The 19,197-nt window shown below is 54.0% G+C and carries 19 protein-coding genes; 14 read left to right on the top strand and 5 right to left on the bottom strand.

All coding sequences use genetic code 11. The features are described from left to right. Positions 1 to 86: 86 nt before the first annotated feature. Genes cimA through V7775_RS20655 form a run of 4 tightly spaced genes read left to right on the top strand, consistent with a single transcriptional unit; the run spans position 87 to position 4,161 of the window. A complete protein-coding gene (gene cimA / locus V7775_RS20670) occupies positions 87 to 1,700 on the top strand; it encodes a citramalate synthase (protein WP_335753819.1) in 1,614 nt (537 codons plus the stop codon). 4 nt (positions 1,701 to 1,704) lie between these two features. Then, positions 1,705 to 2,682, top strand: coding sequence for an alpha/beta hydrolase (locus V7775_RS20665; protein WP_335753818.1), 978 nt, complete (start codon positions 1,705 to 1,707; stop codon positions 2,680 to 2,682). Next, positions 2,672 to 3,400: a class I SAM-dependent methyltransferase gene (locus V7775_RS20660; protein WP_335753817.1), complete on the top strand. Its 729-nt coding sequence runs from the start codon at positions 2,672 to 2,674 to the stop codon at positions 3,398 to 3,400. Before V7775_RS20665 ends, V7775_RS20660 begins: the two co-directional genes overlap by 11 nt. Next, positions 3,397 to 4,161: a squalene/phytoene synthase family protein gene (locus V7775_RS20655; protein ID WP_335753816.1), complete on the top strand. Its 765-nt coding sequence runs from the start codon at positions 3,397 to 3,399 to the stop codon at positions 4,159 to 4,161. Before V7775_RS20660 ends, V7775_RS20655 begins: the two co-directional genes overlap by 4 nt. Before the next feature lie 11 nt (positions 4,162 to 4,172). On the opposite strand, the gene V7775_RS20650 is transcribed toward V7775_RS20655, so the two are convergent. Then, complete coding sequence (locus tag V7775_RS20650; RefSeq protein ID WP_335753815.1) at positions 4,173 to 5,378, bottom strand: MFS transporter; 1,206 nt, start codon at positions 5,376 to 5,378, stop codon at positions 4,173 to 4,175. A 122-nt stretch (positions 5,379 to 5,500) separates the two neighbouring features. Between V7775_RS20650 and V7775_RS20645 the strand changes: the two genes are divergently transcribed. The 5 genes from V7775_RS20645 (at position 5,501) to V7775_RS20625 (ending at position 9,714) form a co-directional block, all read left to right on the top strand. Next, positions 5,501 to 6,244: a precorrin-6A/cobalt-precorrin-6A reductase gene (locus V7775_RS20645; RefSeq protein ID WP_335753814.1), complete on the top strand. Its 744-nt coding sequence runs from the start codon at positions 5,501 to 5,503 to the stop codon at positions 6,242 to 6,244. Then, positions 6,244 to 6,867: a DNA-3-methyladenine glycosylase family protein gene (locus V7775_RS20640; protein ID WP_335753863.1), complete on the top strand. Its 624-nt coding sequence runs from the start codon at positions 6,244 to 6,246 to the stop codon at positions 6,865 to 6,867. The genes V7775_RS20645 and V7775_RS20640 overlap by 1 nt, the downstream gene beginning before the upstream one ends. Continuing rightward, the gene (locus V7775_RS20635) at positions 6,864 to 7,529 is read left to right on the top strand and encodes an alpha/beta hydrolase (RefSeq protein WP_335753813.1); all 666 of its coding nucleotides are present in this window, start codon (positions 6,864 to 6,866) and stop codon (positions 7,527 to 7,529) included. The genes V7775_RS20640 and V7775_RS20635 overlap by 4 nt, the downstream gene beginning before the upstream one ends. Before the next feature lie 132 nt (positions 7,530 to 7,661). Next, positions 7,662 to 8,246, top strand: a complete 585-nt coding sequence (locus V7775_RS20630) for an HNH endonuclease (protein WP_335753812.1) — start codon at positions 7,662 to 7,664, stop codon at positions 8,244 to 8,246. A gap of 469 nt (positions 8,247 to 8,715) precedes the next feature. Continuing rightward, on the top strand, positions 8,716 to 9,714 hold the full coding sequence (locus V7775_RS20625; protein WP_335753811.1) for a Gfo/Idh/MocA family protein: 999 nt from the start codon (positions 8,716 to 8,718) through the stop codon (positions 9,712 to 9,714). Positions 9,715 to 9,859: 145 nt separating this feature from the next. Here V7775_RS20625 and V7775_RS20620 read toward each other — a convergent pair whose 3' ends face one another. Next, positions 9,860 to 10,504, bottom strand: coding sequence for a glutathione S-transferase family protein (locus V7775_RS20620; protein WP_335753810.1), 645 nt, complete (start codon positions 10,502 to 10,504; stop codon positions 9,860 to 9,862). A gap of 515 nt (positions 10,505 to 11,019) precedes the next feature. Continuing rightward, positions 11,020 to 11,652, bottom strand: coding sequence for a tyrosine-type recombinase/integrase (locus V7775_RS20615; RefSeq protein ID WP_335753809.1), 633 nt, complete (start codon positions 11,650 to 11,652; stop codon positions 11,020 to 11,022). A gap of 251 nt (positions 11,653 to 11,903) precedes the next feature. Between V7775_RS20615 and V7775_RS20610 the strand changes: the two genes are divergently transcribed. Together V7775_RS20610 and V7775_RS20605 are read left to right on the top strand one after the other, a co-directional pair. Continuing rightward, complete coding sequence (locus V7775_RS20610) at positions 11,904 to 12,668, top strand: nuclear transport factor 2 family protein (protein WP_335753808.1); 765 nt, start codon at positions 11,904 to 11,906, stop codon at positions 12,666 to 12,668. A 1,326-nt stretch (positions 12,669 to 13,994) separates the two neighbouring features. Then, the gene (locus tag V7775_RS20605) at positions 13,995 to 14,243 is read left to right on the top strand and encodes a hypothetical protein (protein ID WP_335753807.1); all 249 of its coding nucleotides are present in this window, start codon (positions 13,995 to 13,997) and stop codon (positions 14,241 to 14,243) included. A gap of 39 nt (positions 14,244 to 14,282) precedes the next feature. On the opposite strand, the gene xth is transcribed toward V7775_RS20605, so the two are convergent. Continuing rightward, positions 14,283 to 15,092 (bottom strand): exodeoxyribonuclease III, encoded by an 810-nt coding sequence (xth, locus tag V7775_RS20600; RefSeq protein ID WP_335753806.1) that lies wholly within the window; start codon positions 15,090 to 15,092, stop codon positions 14,283 to 14,285. Between the two features lie 66 nt (positions 15,093 to 15,158). Continuing rightward, complete coding sequence (locus V7775_RS20595; protein WP_335753805.1) at positions 15,159 to 15,482, bottom strand: HesB/IscA family protein; 324 nt, start codon at positions 15,480 to 15,482, stop codon at positions 15,159 to 15,161. Between the two features lie 94 nt (positions 15,483 to 15,576). On the opposite strand from V7775_RS20595, the gene V7775_RS20590 reads away from it, so the two are divergent. From V7775_RS20590 to argS, 3 genes are read left to right on the top strand one after another with little or no spacing between them, the layout of a single operon-like run. Beyond that, positions 15,577 to 16,755, top strand: coding sequence for a deoxyguanosinetriphosphate triphosphohydrolase (locus tag V7775_RS20590; RefSeq protein WP_335753804.1), 1,179 nt, complete (start codon positions 15,577 to 15,579; stop codon positions 16,753 to 16,755). A 3-nt stretch (positions 16,756 to 16,758) separates the two neighbouring features. After that, positions 16,759 to 17,364 carry a hypothetical protein gene (locus V7775_RS20585; RefSeq protein ID WP_335753803.1) on the top strand — a complete coding sequence of 202 codons (606 nt, stop codon included), beginning with the start codon at positions 16,759 to 16,761 and terminating at the stop codon, positions 17,362 to 17,364. A gap of 58 nt (positions 17,365 to 17,422) precedes the next feature. Next, positions 17,423 to 19,168 (top strand): arginine--tRNA ligase, encoded by a 1,746-nt coding sequence (gene argS / locus V7775_RS20580; RefSeq protein WP_335753802.1) that lies wholly within the window; start codon positions 17,423 to 17,425, stop codon positions 19,166 to 19,168. Positions 19,169 to 19,197 lie beyond the last annotated feature (29 nt).

Genomic DNA, 19,197 nt, shown 5'->3' with positions numbered 1-19,197 from the left:
GGGATTGTCCCCGCCCGTGGGGGCGGACGGGGACAGGTCGTGCCAAGCGCACGACCTAAGCAAGAGCAGTGTCTGGAGACTCGCAAATGACCAAAATCAAGCTCTCCCTCTATGACACCACCCTGCGTGACGGCCAGCAAACCCAAGGCGTGCAATTCTCTACCGAGGAAAAGGTCACCATCGCATCGGCGTTAGATGCGCTGGGCGTTGATTATATCGAAGGGGGATGGCCCGGTGCCAACCCGACCGATAGCGCGTTTTTCGAGGAGGCCCCCAAAACCCGCGCGCGCATGACCGCCTTTGGCATGACCAAACGTGCTGGTCGATCCGCCGAAAATGATGAAGTGCTGGCGGCAGTCCTGAATGCCAACACCAAAAGCGTCTGCCTTGTCGGTAAAACCCACGAATTTCATGTGAAAACCGCGCTGGGCATCACGCTGGCAGAAAATACCGAAAACATCTCACGTTCCATCGCGCATCTTGTGGCGCAGGGCCGCGAGGCGCTATTTGACGCCGAGCATTTCTTTGACGGGTATAAATCCAATCCCGCCTATGCATTAGAAGCAATCAAAGCCGCCTATGATGCTGGTGCCCGCTGGGTTGTCCTGTGTGACACCAATGGGGGGACACTACCCGCCGAGATTGGCCGCATCACCGCTGAGGTGATCGCCGCGGGCATATCCGGTGATCGTCTGGGTATCCACACCCATGACGACACCGAAAGTGCGGTTGCCTGTTCGCTGGCCGCTGTGGATGCGGGCGTGCGCCAAATCCAAGGCACGCTGAATGGACTTGGCGAACGCTGTGGCAATGCCAACCTCGTTACGTTGATCCCGATCCTCATGCTGAAAGAACCCTACGCCAGCCTTTATGAGACAGGTGTCAGCACCGAAGCACTGGCAGGGCTGACACGCACGTCACGCATGCTGGATGAAATCCTCAACCGTGTGCCGGACAAACAGGCTGGCTTTGTCGGCTCATCCGCCTTTGCGCATAAGGCGGGGTTGCACGCATCGGCCATCCTCAAAGACCCCTCAACCTATGAACACATCGATCCCTCAATCGTTGGGAACGCGCGCATAATCCCGATGTCCAATCAGGCGGGCCAATCGAACCTGCGCCGCCGTTTAGCAAGCGCTGGGCTGGAGGTAGAAAAGGGTGATCCGGCACTGGCTGAAATCCTTGATGAGGTAAAAGCACGCGAGGCAGAGGGCTATAGCTATGACACGGCGCAAGCCAGCTTTGAGCTGCTCGCGCGCAAGGTGTTGGGCCAGATGCCAGACCTTTTTGAGGTCAAACGCTACCGCGTGACCGTAGAGCGGCGCAAAAACAAATACGACCAGATGATCAGCCTCTCTGAGGCAGTTGTAGTTGTGAAGGTAGACGGCGAAAAACGCCAATCAGTTTCAGAAAGCATGGATGAGACGGGCAGTGACCGTGGTCCGGTGAACGCGCTCTCAAAGGCGTTGGTCAAAGACCTTGGTCAGTATTCGGCATTGCTGGAAGACTGGCGTTTGGTCGATTTCAAAGTACGCATAACGCAGGGCGGCACCGAAGCGGTGACGCGCGTCATTATCGACAGCGAAGACGGGCAGGGCCACCGTTGGTCCACTGTTGGTGTATCAGCTAACATAGTTGATGCCTCCTTTGATGCGCTGCTGGATGCGATCCGCTGGAAATTGATCAGAGACAAAGGGTGACACAATGGCTTTTGATATTTTCAAACGCATCCTGATCTCGATTGTGATCACCTTGGTGATTGCGGTGACCCTTGTTTTCACCCAACGCCCAAAAACCATGAGCGGTGAAGGGGGGCTGGATTTTTCACGCCAGTTGGCCAGTGGCAGCGAAACGCCAGCGCCCTTGTTGAGCATCCCCATGCGCGATGGTTATGATTTAAAGGTCCGCACCTATGGCGGCGCAGACAATGTACCCTTGTTGGTTCTTGTGCATGGTTCTGGTTGGCATGGCTTGCAATTTGACAGCCTTGGAAATGCCTTACAAGGCAAAGCTGATGTGATTATTCCTGATTTGCGCGGCCATGGCACTGCGCCGGGGCGGCGCGGTGATATCGATTACATCGGTCAATATGAGGACGATCTGGCGGATATGATCGCTGCAGTGGCCAAGCCCGGTCAGAAAGTGATCATGGCAGGCCACAGCTCTGGTGGTGGTCTGGTTGTGCGGTTTGCTGGTGGTGAGCACGGCGATATGTTGGATGGTGCTGTTCTGCTTGCGCCATTTCTTAAACACAATGCGCCAACCACGCGGCCCAACTCTGGCGGATGGGCGCATGTTCTGACTCGGCGGATCATCGGGCTTTCGATCCTGAATACGTTCCAGATCAAGGCGCTAAACCACCTACCGATCATCCAGTTCAATATGCCTCAGGTCGTGCTAGACGGCCCGTTGGGCGATACCGCCACGGTTGCCTATTCCTACCGCCTCAACGCGTCTTATGCGCCGCGCAGCAAGTATCTTGAGGATGTCGCCGCACTGCCTCCGTTTATCCTACTGGCGGGGGGCGCGGATGAAGCATTTCGTGCTCAGGAATACGCCCCAACCATGGGTGCTGTGACGGACAAAGGCCGCTATGAGTTGATGACAGGTGCAAGCCATCTGGATATCGTAGACGATCCGCGCACGCGCGCAGTAATTGAGGGATTTTTAAATGAGTTCTGATCTGGCAACCGAAGCATTCTTTAAACTCCACCGCGATTTGCCGCGCGAGGGGCCAGGTGCACCCGAAGATGTGGCATGGGCGGCATCCTTGTTGGAGCTTCCATCGCGCGCGCGTATTGCTGATGTGGCGTGCGGGCCGGGTGGCGACATTGCGGCCTTGTTGGCTGAGGCAGAGAATGCTCATGTCACGGCATTAGATGCAAAAGCGCATTTTGTTCAGGCAGCCCGGGATGCTTGGCGTGCAGATGATCGTGTGACAACACTTAAGGCTGACATGAAGGTCATCGCAAACCCCTATGACCTGATCTGGTGTGCGGGTGCGGTGTATTTCATGGGCGTTGGTCCTGCGCTAAACGCGTGGCGAAAATCCCTGTTGCCGGGCGGCGCGATTGCATTCTCTGAGGCGTGTTGGTTCACTGATACCCCCTCCGAGCGTCCCAAATCGATGTGGGATCGTGAATACCCAAGTATGACCAATGAGGCGGGTATTACGCAACAGATTGAAGGTGCCGGATATGTAGTACTGGGACAAAGGCGTTTGCCTGATGCTGCGTGGGAGGCATATTTTGGCCCTTTGGATCAACGTATTGCAGCCCTGCGTGCAGATGCAGATAGCGCGTTGAATACTGTGCTGGATGAAGCCGAAGAAGAGGCGGCCTGCTGGCGCGCGCACCGCGACGAATACGGCTATTTGCTGAGCGTTGTGCGCCCCGCATGAACTGGTCTGATGATTTAACAGCCTGCGCTGCATTGGTTGAACGCGGCGATCCACTGCGGTTCCGCACTGCGATGATGGCGCCCGTGGCGCAACGGGGGGCGCTGTTTGCGCTTTATGCGTTTAACGTTGAAGTCAGCCGCGCGCCTTGGGTCACCAGCGAAGCAATGATCGCCGAAATGCGTCTGCAATGGTGGCGCGACGTGCTTGAGGAAATTGCAGAGGGTAAAACCGTGCGCCGTCACGAAGTGGCAACACCGTTATCGCAGGTCATCACTCCGGAGCACGCCAGACTGCTGGATGAGCTGGTCGCGGCGCGGCGTTGGGATATCTACCGTGATCCGTTTGAGGATGAAGCTGATCTAGAACGCTACATCAACCAAACATCAGGTCACCTGATGTGGGTTGGGGCAACTTTGTTGGGGCAAGCGGCTGAAGCGCCCGTCCGGCGTGCAGGATATAGTGCAGGAATTGGGGCGTGGTTGCGCGCAATACCAGCCCTAGAAGAAGCGGGCCGCGTACCGCTACTAGATGGGACACCTGCAGGTGTTGCGGCCCTTGCCAAGGGTGGTTTGAGTGCGCTGAATGAGGCCCGTAAGGGGCGTGCATCAATTGCACGTGCCTGTGCGCCAGCCCTATTTCCCGCCACGGCTGCAGAACCCGCGTTGAAGCAGGCAAGGAACCATCCGCAATCTGTTGTGGAGGGGCAGCTGCCCGATGCGGGGCTGCCGTTTACAGTGTGTGCAGCCCTAGGGCGCTGGTAACTGGGTAACGATCAGGCTGCTGCGCGGCGATCGTGCAGCATCAGCCACAGCAATGAACCACCCGCAAGGATCAGGAACGGGATCATCGCATAGTTGACCGACGCCCAGCCCGCCGCAGGAGAGCCGCCAGAGCAGTTCATCAAACCACCTGAGGCAAGCGACGCCACAGTAACACCACCGAACACCAACAGATCATTGAGGCCCTGCATGCGGCCGCGTTCGTGCGGGGCATGTGCACCTGCCAACATTGATGTCGCGCCAATAAAGCCAAAGTTCCAGCCAAGGCCAAGCAGGATCAGGGCGATGTAGAAATTCTCCAGCTCAACGCCTTGCAAGGCGACGACGCCAGCAAAGCCAAGAATGGCAATGCCGGTGCCTACAATGCGTTCCACCCCGAAACGGTTGATCAAGTGACCTGTGAAAAACGACGGGGCGAACATAGCCAGCACGTGGCCCGTAACGACGAAACCTGCGTCCTTTTGCTCATATCCGCAGCCGACAACAGCCAGCGGTGTTGAGGTCATCACAAGGTTCATCAGCGCATAAGAAACCATGGCGCAGATGACAGCCACCGCAATGCGAGGCGTTGTGATCAGCTCCCAGCGGGTGCGTCCGCGCGGTGCGTCCGCTGCAGGGGCTTCTGGTTTTGGAATGTCGATAAAGAAGAATAACAAGCAGCCTACAGCGTTCAAAAGCATGACAGCCAAATAGGTGCCGACAAACGGCGTGACAAAAGCGAAGGACGTAGCAGTTGCCAGTTGCGGGCCAAAGACTGCAGATACCAAACCACCTGCCATCACGTATGAAATGGCTTTGGGACGGAACGAGTCTGAGGCGGTATCAGCTGCGGCAAATCGGTAAAATCCCTGCGCGGACATGTAGATACCTGTCAGGAATGATCCGAACAGGAAGATTGGAAAGGACTGAAGGACCAAGCCATAAGCCCCAATGCCGCCACCCAATGCGCCGCCAAATGCCCCAAGGAAAAAGCCCGTACGGCGGCCATATTTTTGCATGATGGTCGAGATCGGCGTCGCAAATATCATTGATCCAAGAACAATCATCGAGATTGGCAATGTCGCAAGGCACACATTTGTGGCCAGTGATTTTCCGGCAAGCCCACCAACGAGGAAAATCATGGGCATCTGAGCGCCCAAGAAGGCCTGAGCCAAAACCAAAACCATCACGTTTCGTTTGGCGCGCGTGTCGTCAATCATCGGAAAATCCCTTTTCGTTGCGTAATCGCTACTCCTCTGTGTGTGGGGGGGCAACCCCCTGCCAAACCATTGGGGGTGCTTGTGCTCTTGTGTCCGGCGTCTGTGCGGCTAAAGCTGTTGTGATGGTTACGGTTCCACATATCCTTTTGCTTGCGGGCAGTTTTGAGGCGCGGCGCATGGCAGAAGCGCTGAGCGACCAAGATGTCTCGTATGACGCGTGGCTTTCTGAGGCCCCGCGCGGGGATGCACGAATGCCCCAAACACCCCTGCTGCGGCGATTTGATGCACCAGAAGAAATGCGAGATGCAATTGCCCAAGGAGGTTACCGTGCGGTGCTAGATGCCAGCCATGGTTTTGACCGCCACGTCACTCAGCAGGGATTTGCCGCGGCAAAGATGTTGGGGCTGCCATATCTGCGTTTGGAACGTCCTGCATGGGAGACTGAAGGTCACCCCAAATGGCACAGTGTATCTGACATTTGCACTGCAAATGCGATGATTGGGCAGGGCGCGCGTGTATTTTGTGCGACGGGCTGGGACAGCTTGCCTGACTATGTGGGGTTTCAGGGCGAAGTACTGATGCTGCGCCAAACGCGGCGCCATACACGCCCTGCACCTTATCCATTTGTTGAACTGATGTTTGGCGATCCTCCTTTTACTGCTGCAGACGAACAGGCGCTGTTCAAAGACCTAAAAGTAGACACGCTGATCTGTCGCAATCTGGGCGGACGGGCAAGTCGCCCGAAACTAGATGCCGCCGAGGCATTGGACATTGAGGTGATCCTGATTGAGCGTCCGCGTGCGCCAAATGGGATAACGACAGTGGCAGATATTCATACCGCGCTGGACTGGATCAAAACACTGTGATGCGCCTGATCACGTCAGATGCGGACGTCGCCGAAGGCGCCGCATGGTTGGCCAATGCAGAGCCGCGATTTGCGGCCGCTTTGCAAGATACTGGGCCTTTGCCGTTGCGCCTAGCGCCCGACGGATTTGGTGCGCTGTTTAATAAGATCGTCAGCCAACAAGTGTCAGTTGCGTCAGCGCGTGCCATATGGGGCAGGGTCGAAGCGGCAGGGCTGAACACGGCAGAGGCTGTTCGTCTCGCCAATGAGGATGATCTGAAAGCAGTAGGTCTGAGCCGGCCAAAGGTGAAATACGCCCGTGCCTTGGCTGAGGCGGGCATTGATTATGCCGCATTGCGCGGTGCCACAGATGCGCAGGTGATCGAGACGCTTACTGCCGTGTCAGGCATCGGGGTCTGGACAGCGCAGGTTTATGCGATGTTCAATCTAGGCCGGATGGATGTGTTTGCGCCGGGTGATTTGGCCCTCCAAGAATCTGCGCGCGTGCTGTTTGATTTACCCGCGCGCCCAACCCCAAAACAATTAGAAGCGATGGCAGCGGACTGGTCGCCTTGGCGTGCGGTTGCAGCGCGGTTGCTGTTCACCTACTACCGTATTGTAAAAGATCGAGAAGGAATAACATGACACGAGTCCTCAATTCAGAACGCCGCGAACCTGTATCAGGGGAAACCAGATCAGTTGTGGTGTTTTTGCATGGTTATGGTGCCAATGGTGCAGACCTGTTGGGTCTTGCTGATCCTTTAGGCGAACACCTGCCGGACACGTTGTTTGTAGCACCTGATGCACCAGAAAGCGTAGCGGGGGCACCAAACGCCTTTCAGTGGTTCCCACTGCCGTGGATTGACGGATCTTCGCAGGAAGAATGCGAACGGGGTATGGTTCAGGCAGTAGAAGATTTGAACGCCTATCTGGATGCGTTGATGGTGGACGAAGATGTCCTGCCCGAGCAGGTTGTGCTGTTTGGCTTTTCCCAAGGGACAATGATGGCGTTGCATGTCGCGCCACGCCGCGAGGATGAAGTCGCTGGTATTGTTGCCTTTTCCGGTCGCATGCAAGCCCCAGAAAGCCTAGCAGATGAGGCCGTTTCGCGCCCCCCAATCCTGCTGATTCACGGCGATCAGGATGACGTTGTACCACCTGAATCGCTCCCCAAGGCGGCCGAGGCGTTACAAGAGGCTGGCTGGACCGATGTGTTTGCACATATCATGAAAGGCACAGGTCACGGGATTGCGCCCGATGGGCTGTCAGTGGCCCTAGCATTTATGCGCGACAAACTTAGCCTCTAAAGGGGCTTCGCGCGTCAATCACCTGTTACATTCCGGTCCTACGCTACCTGCGACATCTTGTGTCAAAGAGAGGCTTGCCAGCTTCAAACCACGAGATATAGTCACATCAGACGGCGAGAGGATGACGTGCAAATGGACCGCGAATTCAGAACCGAATTTACGCGAAGTCCGGGAGGGCTTAAACATAGGCCCGCCTTGGTCTTGAATGCGGATTATCGACCTTTGAGTTATTATCCGCTTTCGCTGTGGTCATGGCAGGATGCGGTAAAGGCCAAATACCTTGATAGGGTGGATATCGTCGCGGAATACGAAGACAGTGTTCACTCCCCTAGTACAACCTTGCGGATCCCGTCTGTCGTTGTGCTCAAAGACTATGTAAAACCTCAAAAGCGCGTGGCCTTCACGCGCTTTAATTTATTTTTAAGGGACGAATTTTGCTGCCAGTACTGTGGCGCAAAAGGGGAGCTGACGTTTGACCATGTGGTACCGCGTGCGTCTGGAGGGGTTACGAGTTGGCAAAACGTCGTTGCGGCATGTAGCCCTTGCAACCTGCGCAAAGGGTCCAAGGCGCTGCATCAAACTACGTTCAAACTGCGTAAACCACCGCGCCAACCCCAAGCTGAAGAGTTGCGCAATACAGGGCGTAAATTCCCGCCCAACCATCTCCATGACAGCTGGATTGATTTCTTGTATTGGGACGCCGAGCTTGAAGCCTAGGACGCCATTTTAACTTTTTGCTGTATAGGGAAGCATAAATTTCCCAAAAACCGTGGTTTTGCTTCCGAAGTGGAAGCATCGGATTCATCAAGCTATGGTTTTATGGGGTTTTAGCGGTTTAGCGGCAGGTTTCTGTCCTCATGCCGAGGGATAAACGCGGGTTTCGCTTAAACGCCGAGTTTGCCATAACGCTTTGGTGTTATATGGAGCAATGCCCTCATTCGACACCATGGGCTGGGAGCTGCCATTAGACGTGTTTCATACTAACGGCGGCTTTGGGTCGATTGGGAACTACTATAGAAAAGCTATTGAAGGTCGATTAAGCTATTGAGAAAATTATAGCTTTCGTAAAGTAGCGGGAAGCAATCGTGCTATCGCAATGCTGCTTTGCAGTTGTCGCTTCTATCGGTAGGCTGGAAGCTATCGGCTTTTGGTCACTCCAGCATAAATATAACAATTATGAGGCAAGATGGCGCTTAATTGGGCAATTATCGGTACAGGATTTATTTCGCACCAAGCTATTGATGGGATCGTCAAGAGCGATGGCTCCCAGCTACATTCCATTTACGGTCGAAATTCAGATATGGTTATGCAGTTGCAGTCCCAATATGGGTTTCCAAAGCTGTCCTTTGATCTGGATGAACTGCTATCGGATCCGGATGTAGATGCTGTTTATTTGGGCCTTCCTAATCACCTGCATAAAGACGCAGCAATTAAGGCCGCGAAGGCGGGTAAGGCTGTTTTGTCCGAAAAGTCCCTGACGACGACAATGGGCGACGCTGATGCGTTGTTGGCTGCAGTGGCGCAAACGCGCACGTTCTTTGTTGAAGGGCTAATGTACCTGTCGCATCCTTTCCTGTCGCGGTTTGTCGAGGTTTTGCAAGATGGGCGGTTGGGTGATTTGCGTAGCGTGAACGGCTACTACTGTGCAAACATCGGGGATGTGGTCAATCCAAAGGGCGGGGGAACGCTCTACAATCTGGGATGCTACCCAACCTCCTTGTTGCAGCTTACGGTTCAGACCATGTGCGGGCCCGACGTTTTTAGGAACCGTCAAGTACAGGGCTTTGGCAATCTGAATAAGGATGGGAACATCTGCGACGCGGCCTGTTCGGCCCGATTTGAGAATGGAGTCTTGGCCACGCTTCAATCCACAGATTCTTATGGGATGGAGAACGGCTTTAGCGTCATGGGAGAAAATGGTGTCCTGAGTTTTATCAGCAATCCATGGCTGCCTGTCCCAGGGCGTAGCGCGATGATGTGGTCGCCATATGAGGGTGAAGATGAACTGATCCATGTCGACGATCCCTTCGACGCGTTTTTCCATCAAACGAAGTTGGTCGAGAGGCACGTCGCGCAAGGGGATCGCGAAGCATCGCGTCCGTCGCCAAGGCATCGCGACAGTTGGGAGGTGATGGACTTCCTAACTCAATGGGAAGCTTCCTGTAGGATAGCTTTGCTTGGTTGAGCTTGCCGAGGCCTGCGATTGGACGATGTCCCTCTAAAATGCTGTTCAAAGACAACAATGCCTGTTTCGAGTAAGCTAAACCACAGCGTGCGGTGGCGAAGAGAACGGTCGTTTCGAACCGTTGAGTCCCCATTTACAGGCTCAGCTACCCATTGGTCTGTTCCGATATCCACTTTTCGTAGACGAGTTGAACGCTGGGCCTTTGCATCACCACGTCAGCGATACGCTTTACGTTAGGAAACTCCTGCGTCGATGGTTGCCCACGCGAAGGGGTGAGCCAAGTGGTCAGCATGAACAAATAGATATCCGCAGCGCTGAAACGGTCACCAATCACCCATCTGTTGTCCCCAATCTGATCATCAATGATCTTCCATGTCTCACGCAATCGCCGAAGTCCGCGGCGCTGCGCACTCGGTTCTGTCGCAGGCGTGTCAGCAAAGCGATCCGGGTAGTAATCAAGCTGGAATGCGTTTTGCACGGAACTGGAAAAATAAACCAACGTCTGAAGAAATAAGCCACGTTCGGGTTCGTTGAAAGCAGGCGCAAGTTTCGATTCAGGATGGCGGTCGCACAGGAAAATCGTTGTTGCCGCGCATTCGTACATCGCGTTCTTGCCCCAAATTAGAACGGGTACCCAGCCGTTCGGATTCAATGCAAGGTGGCTCTGCAGTCTTGGTTTGTCCATATCTATGGTGGCGTGGAGAAGTTTATAATCAACCCCAATCTCTTCGAGAATAACTCTGACCCCCAGTGATGCACTTGCTGGCGCATAGTACAGTTCGTAGCTCATGTGGCGTTATCTCCCGCAATTGCCGCTGAAAACAAAAGTAACAACGTCGTTGATCTGAGCCACAAGGTTAGTGACCGAGCTTTATTCATATCGAGTTGTCCAATTCAGGTAGTTATCCTCTTTTCGTGCGCAGGAAATTAGAATTCTACATCGATAGAATCTATTCGTTTAGATGTTAAACCAATCCTTGATGCACCCCAGGAAAATTGGCGTTTTGTACGCATTTCCAAGCGAGCCCCACTCAAATTCGTCCAACGTCGCCGCGTGAGTTTGAAAATTCTCCGCGGCTTCAATATTGAGGCCAACCCCGAAGAAATAATTTTAAGCGGCACCGTTTGGATGTTTGATGAGCCAGCCCCAGCCTGATCTCTGTCAAAAGGGCTGTAGCGTTTAGTACCTATTAGGTCAAATTCCTGCACAAAATCGTTAATGTCAGCTTTGGCGCATCCGCGCTGTAGCGACATGGCCAAGCATGAATTGCTGCTTAGGGCCGTCCCTCCGAACGGCCCTAAGGTTTAGATTTCAATGGCTTCCGAGATTGCCAAGGCGTCTTCGAGTTCAACGCCAAGATATCGCACTGTGCTGTCCATCTTGGTGTGACCCAGCAAAAGCTGAACAGCACGCAGATTGCCCGTCTTCTTGTAGATTTGTGTGACCTTCGTCCGTCGCATTGAATGCGTACCATAAGCTGTGACTTCCAAACCGATGGACCCGACCCAGTCCCGTACGATCCGTGCATATTGACGCGTTGAGATGTGCAGACTCACGTGGAAACGTCCTGGCCAGAGAAATTCGGATCCGACCATCAGCGGGTCTTCCATCCAATTCGCGACAGATGCCCGCGTACCTTCCGAAATTTCAAACCGAACCGGCTTTTGGGTTTTGCTTTGCAGAACGGATGCCCTTGCCTTGATCTTCGCCGATGCCATTACATCCACGACTTTCATCCGGACAAGATCACAGCCGCGCAATTTGCTATCGATGGCCAAATTGAAGAGGGCCAGGTCGCGATGGTTTTCAGCCAGTTCCAGTCTGACACGGATCGCCCAGACGTGTTTAGGTTTCAGCGGGAGCTTTTGACCGACGATACGACCCTTGTTCCAAGCAGGCCGAAGCGCGTGGATGGCAGGCAAGTTTGGTGTTTGCATGATGGATCCTCCGATCCGCCAATCCCTCCCAGAGCGACAACCCGACGTTGACAGAGCTGTATATCACAAATTTTGCGGAAGCAGCAAACGGCGGCTCCAAGCCTTTTTTTGCCAATTTCCTGCATTGCAGCCAATGTCGACTATTTAGATGGCAGAGCTAAAACGACCTTTTGACCGACCTATACATAGGACCTTTCACGTGGTCTCCTTACCCAAGATTGGCAATCTTATATTAAAGGGCAGAATTACAAATGGCCAAATCTCAGATAAACCAAATACGAGATCTGCTGAAGTGCATTGAGACTGGTGCATCCGAACCGCTCTCTGTGGTCAATGAAGCAAAATACATCCAGCACAACCCGCAAACTCACGAGGGCAGTGAAGGGCTGGCTGCACTCTTCAAACGACTTTCGAAAACCGAACCCAAGGTCAACATGGTCAGAGGGTTCGAGGACGGAGCATTTGTTTTCGCTCAAATGGAGTATGATTTCACTAGCAGGAAAATCTGTTTTGAGGTCTTCCGCTTTGAGGGCGGACAGGCGGTGGAACATTGGGACAATATTCAGGAAAGAACGGGTCCAAACCAATCCGGTCAAAGCATGGTTGCTGGGCCAACCCAAGCGGTTGACTTTGAAATGACGGAAAGCAATCGTGCCGTTGTCAGGTTCTTCGTTGAAACGGTGCTCATCGACGGGCAGTTTGACCGGCTGACCGATTTTATTGACGCTGACATCTACACCGAGCACAATCCACGACTGGGAGGTGGCGTTTCTGCCCTTCGTTCGGCGCTGGAGGCCGAAAATGCCGGTGGAAGACACATCGAATATCACCGCATCCACCGTGTTTTAGCTCAGGGAAATTTTGTACTCTGCGTCAGTGAGGGGAACTATGGCGGCGTCCACTCTTCCTTCTATGACCTCTTTCGACTGGCCGCAGGTAAAGTGGTGGAGCATTGGGACACAACCGAAAAGATTGCTCCGCGTAATGAGTGGAAAAACGACAACGGAAAGTTCTGAACGTTCATTACAAAAAAAATCGAGTTGAGTGGCTTTTCTGGCAGCATGTCTAGCGGTTTTAGAGTCAGGTGTTACACAACGAAAAGGTGCCTTTGTGGCAAGCGCAGGAAATTGGTGTTTTGTCCCGCATAAACGGTGCCAGATCAGTTTTCTACCGCGCTTACCGTCAGCGAAGCGCTCGAATGGCCGCTTGGCATCTGCGCGTCGGTTTCGAATGCTCATGGATATTGGAAGTCGATGAGTACTGATGTTGGTTTGTGTTATTGTCTGCAAAAGGGGGTGCAGCACTTTTCGAAAATCATATCAAGTTTCCTGGATGTCGCCTTTAGATCCGTACGTGAGGTAAAGGGTTCTTCACACTGGCGATCCAGTCTTCGGACTGCAATTAAAATCCCAAGGCTCTCTCTTTTTCGCAAATGCTAATTGAAAACAAAGCTCTATGATGACCTGAGCGTCAATATCCACTCTTGACGGCAAGCGTTTCCCTCGGCATGTTTGCCGCATGTTGAAGATTAGAGCACTCATACACGCAACCTGCTGACCGCGCCCTACGATGGGTGCGACGCATTGCTTGTATGCCCATTGACCGGAAGCTTCCTTTGACAAACTTCCCAAACACCCACCGTCGCAGTGTCCTGCTGCCTCACCTCATACGTTGATCTTTTCACGCTTGGGAGACAGCACAGGTGTGCGGCTGGGCCTTATAAGTCCGGAGCGCCAGATAAGCGTAGACGGGCGGGATCGTTACCCGCGTCTCCTACCACACCCAAATTGCCAGTTACTGCTAGTTCGACACGCAACACAACGAAAGCCATGGCGCCATAACTTACGGACAAAACCCATGAAGCTCTTGCACCTCGCCGATCGACAACTTGATTTCCATCTGGATGGATGGGGTGAACCCGTCCGAGAAGGTTCGATTGCAACGCGATGCCCTCTCTGCCAGCCACGACAGAAAAGGCAAAAACGGAAGCTAACCTGTTGCGGCGCTTACTGCGATTGGTTCAAGTTTGACTTTTGGAAATGGTCGGCTGGAGGTGGGCACGGGAATACGCAATGGACATCATGATTTTAGTGGTTTCTATTTCATTTAGCAGGGTGAAAGCTTTCGAAGCGAAAGTTGAGCTATTCACCGATGCCTACACAGCCTACGTGAGGCAATATTGCACCCCGATTGGGTGAGAGCGCCTATTTGGTTGCTTGCTTTTGATGCCTGATTTGTTGCCCAAATCCACTAAACAGCGTTGAGGCGTTTTGGACTTGTAGATGGAAATTCCTGCCTTCAAGAATGGATAACGTCGACATAATTGCGGGTTAGGATAATAGATGGCGATTTGGACATTTGTAGTCGAGTTTGAAGGCGGTACCTATTCAAGCCAGCATCGAGCCGACAATTTGGAAATCGCTATTATATTATATAATGCCCTTGATCCTTCAGGATGTGGAGCTGTCCCGCTTGACATGGATGCGCCTGAATTAGACAGCCTGACAAACATCTACTGCACCTCAGGTCTATCTATAGGCAGCAAGAAGCTCATTCTGGCTAACATCGTGAAGACCGACATGTCCAAATAGAGAGGGCAACGGCGGCACTGCAAACTTTCAGCGGTACCGCTAGAGGTCTAGATCAACCCAAACTGGTACGTGATCGGATGGTTTTTCACGGCCACGGATGTCTTTATCGATCTGACAGTCGCGCAGGCGATCAGCGGTGTAGGGGCACAGCAGGAAGTGGTCGATGCGGATGCCGTTGTTGCGGTTCCATGCGCCTGCTTGGTAGTCCCAAAAGCTATAGTGGCCAGGGGCTTGGGTGCATGCGCGAAAGGCTTCTGTGAACCCCAGATTGAGCAATGCACGCCATTTTGCATGGCTTTCAGGGCGATAGGCGGCGTCCCCAACCCAGCTTTCAGGTTTTGCGGCATCTTCTGGCTGGGCAATGATGTTGTAATCGCCGGCCATCAAGAACGGTGTTTCTTCGGCTAACAATTCCTGCGCACGGGCGTGCAGGCGGTCCATCCATGCCAATTTATAGGCGTATTTTCCGCCCGCTATAGGCTGGCCATCTTCTTCCAGCTCAACAGGGTTGCCGTTGGGCAGGTACAGGCCACACAGCCGCACAGAATGGTTCTCGCCTACAACAGTTGCCTCGATGTAGCGGGCCTGTTCGTCGCTGTCGTCACCGGGAAGGCCGCGTGTGACATCCTCTAGCGGGAGTTTGGACAGGATCCCGACGCCGTTAAATGATTTTTGCCCGTGAACTTCGACGTTATAGCCGCGTTCCTCGAATATTTCGCGCGGGAATGCTTCATCGACGGATTTGATTTCTTGCAGCAAAACAACATCAGGCTGCGCCTCGTCCAACCAATCGGGGAGGGCGTTAATGCGGGCCTTGATGCCGTTGATGTTGAATGTGGCGATTTTCATGGCGCAAGGCTCCTTTAACGGGGGTGCCTTTGCTATCGCCCAATTGGCCCCGCAGGGCAAGCAACCTTACATCGAGAATGATGTGCCGCAGCCGCACGAAGAGGTCGCGTTGGGGTTTTCGATGACAAATCTTGCGCCAATTAATTCTTCGGTGAAATCAATCACAGCGTTGGCAAGAAAGGGCAAGGAGACGCTATCGACAACGACAGTTTCACCAGCGCCTTGCAGATGCAGGTCATCGTCTTTTGCTTCGTCTAGCGCGATTTCATATTGAAAGCCGGAACATCCGCCACCTTCAACGGCGACGCGCAGGGCTTTGCCGTCGCTTGATGCGCCGATTTCATTGAGACGCGCAAACGCACGTTCGGTCACTTTTGGGGGCAGGTTCATGGGGTCACTCCGCAGTGTGTTTCCATCCGTAGTAATGCATAATATAGAAACGGTTAAAGCGGGGTACAAGCTCCGTGTTACAGGAGACTTGGCCATGCGTGCATCCTACGCCTCCGATCCGGACCGCGCCCGTGGGCGGCGAGTGCCTGAGGAAGAGAGCAATTTCCGCTCTTGTTTCCAGCGTGATCGGGACCGGATCATCCATGCCAGCGCGTTCAGGCGGCTCAAACACAAGACACAAGTTTTTGTTGAACATGAGGGTGATTATTACCGCACAAGGTTAACGCATTCGATTGAGGTCGCGCAGGTTGCGCGCACAATTGCAGGCGCGCTGCATCTGAATGGCGAGTTGACCGAGGCGATTGCACTGGCCCATGATCTGGGGCATCCGCCCTTTGGCCACACGGGCGAAGACGCACTGCACGCGTTGATGGAACCCTACGGCGGGTTTGATCACAACGCGCAAGCGATCAAGATCGTGACCTCGCTGGAACGCCATTATGCTGGATTTGATGGTTTGAACCTCACGTGGGAAACCCTTGAGGGGATCGCAAAGCACAACGGCCCCGTGACTGGTGACCTGCCGCACGCTTTGGCTGATTACATCCTGACCCATGATCTAGAGCTTGAGACCCACGCCAGCGCTGAGGCCCAAGTTGCTGCATTGGCGGATGATATTGCCTATAACAATCACGATCTTCATGATGGCCTGCGTGCAGGTCTGTTTGACGACAACGATATTACAGAGCTCCCGTTGGTTGGGGCGGCATATGCCGAAGTTGATGCGCGATATCCAGGATTGGATGCGTATCGCCGCCGCTATGAGGCCTTGAGGCGTGTGTTTGGCGTAATGGTTGCCGATGTGATTGAGACCTCGCGCAAGCTGTTGGAAGATGCAGGCGCGCAATCCGTTGAGGAAATTCGCCACCTTGGGCGACCCGTTATCCGGTTTTCGGACGGCATGTGGCAGGACTTGAATGCAATCCGCAAATTCCTGTTCACACGGATGTACCGTGCCCCCGCAGTGATGAAAATTCGTGCCCAGGTCTCGGACGTGGTTGAGGACTTGTTCCCGTTGTTTCTAGAACAACCTGCGCTGATGCCCGCCGACTGGGCAAATTCTATTGCCCAAGCTGGGACAGATCGTACAATGCTGGCACGTATCGTCGCGGACTATATTGCGGGTATGACCGATCGGTTTGCGCTGCAAGAACACCAGCGCCTGATTGGCAACACGCCAAGTATTGGCGTGCAGTTGGCAGAAAAAGGGTAAAAGATGTTGGATATCAAAACACAAACCACCAAACGCCCTGCAGGAATTCTGCAAGGGCAGAGGATTATGGTGCTGGGTGCTTGTTGTGGCTTTGGGCGCAGCATTGTGCGCGCTTTGGGCGCATCTGGGGCGCAGGTGGTTGCCGCTGATGCAAATGCTGAGGCGCTCAAGCAAATATCTGGTGCTGTTCCTCTTGCACTTAAGGGTGCGCCGGAAGAGGCGCTGCGCCGTGTGGGTCGTGCGTGGGGCGAGGCGCGCCTTGACGGAGTGTTAAACCTGATGCCGCTGCGCCATCCGGACAAGGTTGACCTCAATATCGCGGTACTACAGGGAATTGTGCAGGGTTTTATGCCTGCGTTGTCCACCCGCGATGGCCAGATCGTCACCGTGGTTTCGCGCCCCGATCAGGCGCTTGATGTTGTGACGGGTGCGATGGCGCCTGCACTTGTGTCTGTACAAGGGGCGCTCGCGCATGCGCTGCGACGTGATGGATTGACGTTAAACCTGATCAATGTCGGTGAAGGGGCAGTAAAGCCCGCGCGCACTGCTGTTGTGGGTCTTTTGGCCAAATCACTGGGCTCTTTGACTGGATCAGAACTGCGCCTGTGATTGACGCGGCACGCCTAAGTGTTAAACGAAGGCCAACTTACACCCTGAGAGCAATTCAATGAACCTATTTGCCGATATCCGTACTCTTGTTCTTAGCGCGCTTGACGCGATGGTTGCTGCTGGCGATCTGCCAGGGGGCCTTGTCACGGACAATGTCACTGCTGAGCCGCCGCGCGATGCGGCCCATGGTGATATGGCCACCAACGCGGCAATGGTGCTGGCCAAACCCGCAGGCATGAAGCCGCGCGACATTGCAGAAAAACTGGCGGCCCTGTTGGTTGAAGATCCACGTGTTACTTCAGCCGAGGTTGCAGGCCCCGGTTTCTTGAACCTGCGGCTTGCGCCATCCTTGTGGCAGGGCGTTGCGCTGGATGTGTTGGAAAACGGCACAGATTACGGGCGCGGTGATCTGGGCGCGGGTAAATCTGTGAACGTTGAATATGTTTCGGCCAACCCAACAGGTCCGCTGCACGTGGGCCACACGCGTGGCGCGGTGTTTGGCGATGCGCTGGCATCATTGCTGGCCTTTGCGGGTTGGGATGTGACACGCGAATACGTGATCAATGATGGCGGTGGACAGATCGGCATGCTCGCGCGGTCCGTATATCTGCGCTATCTCGAAGCGCACGGTCAGGATGTCGCCTTTCCCGAAGGTACATATCCCGGTGACTATTTGGTTCCAGTGGGCAAAAAGCTGAAAGAGACAGTAGGCGATAAATATGTAGGCCAATCCGAAGATATGTGGCTGGGCCCTATCGGTGATTTCTCAACAGACGAAATGATGGACTTGATCCGTGATGATCTTGCGCTGTTGGGCGTGAAGATGGACAGGTTCTTCTCCGAAAAGTCCCTCTACAACACAGGTAAAATCGAAGCCTGCTTGAAAAAGCTTGATGACATGGGCCTGATCTATCGCGGCACGCTTGAGCCACCAAAAGGCAAACTGCCTGATGATTGGGAAGCACGTGAGCAAACGTTGTTTAAATCCACAGACTTTGGCGATGACCAAGACCGCCCAATCCAGAAGAACGACGGCGCGTGGACTTATTTCGCACCCGACATCGCGTATCACAACGATAAGGTTGAACGTGGCTATGACGCGTTGATCAACGTCTTTGGCGCGGATCACGGCGGCTATGTCAAACGGATGAAGGCTGCAGTGCATGCGTTGTCGGGTGGTACGGTGCCACTTGATATCAAGCTGACGCAGTTGGTGAAGCTGTTCAAGAACGGCGAAGAGTTTAAAATGTCCAAGCGGGCAGGGAACTTTGTCACGCTGCGCGATCTGATCGACGAGGTTGGTTCTGATGTGACCCGCTTTGTGATGCTGACACGTAAAAACGATGCGCCGTTGGATTTTGACTTTGATAAAGTCATGGAGCAAAGCCGCGATAACCCTGTATTTTATGTGCAATATGCCCATGCTCGGGTTGCCTCAGTTATGCGCAAGGCGCAGGACGCGGGCATCGACGTGAGCGAGGCCGCGCTGAAATCTGCTGACCTGACCAAGCTGGATCATACGGCAGAACTGGCGCTGCTGCGCAAAGTTGCAGAATGGCCGCGTCTGGTGGAAACTGCTGCGCGCAGCAATGAGCCGCACCGCGTCGCCTTCTATCTCTATGAATTGGCTGGGGATTTGCACGGTTTCTGGAATCTAGGCAACTCTGAAACGGGCCTGCGTTTTATCCAAGAGGACGATCCTGCAACATCCCAAGCGAAAATCGCCCTTGCACGGGCAGTTGCGATTGTAATTGCAGCGGGCTTGGGTATCCTTGGCGTAACTCCTGCGGAAGAGATGCGTTAAGCACCGCGCCACAGGACAGCAGGCAAAAT

It is taken from the genome of Sulfitobacter sp., from assembly GCF_036960155.1.
Lineage (GTDB): Bacteria > Pseudomonadota > Alphaproteobacteria > Rhodobacterales > Rhodobacteraceae > Sulfitobacter.
The sequence above is the reverse complement of the archived record's forward strand: the minus strand, read 5'-3'. Positions and strand labels throughout refer to the sequence as shown.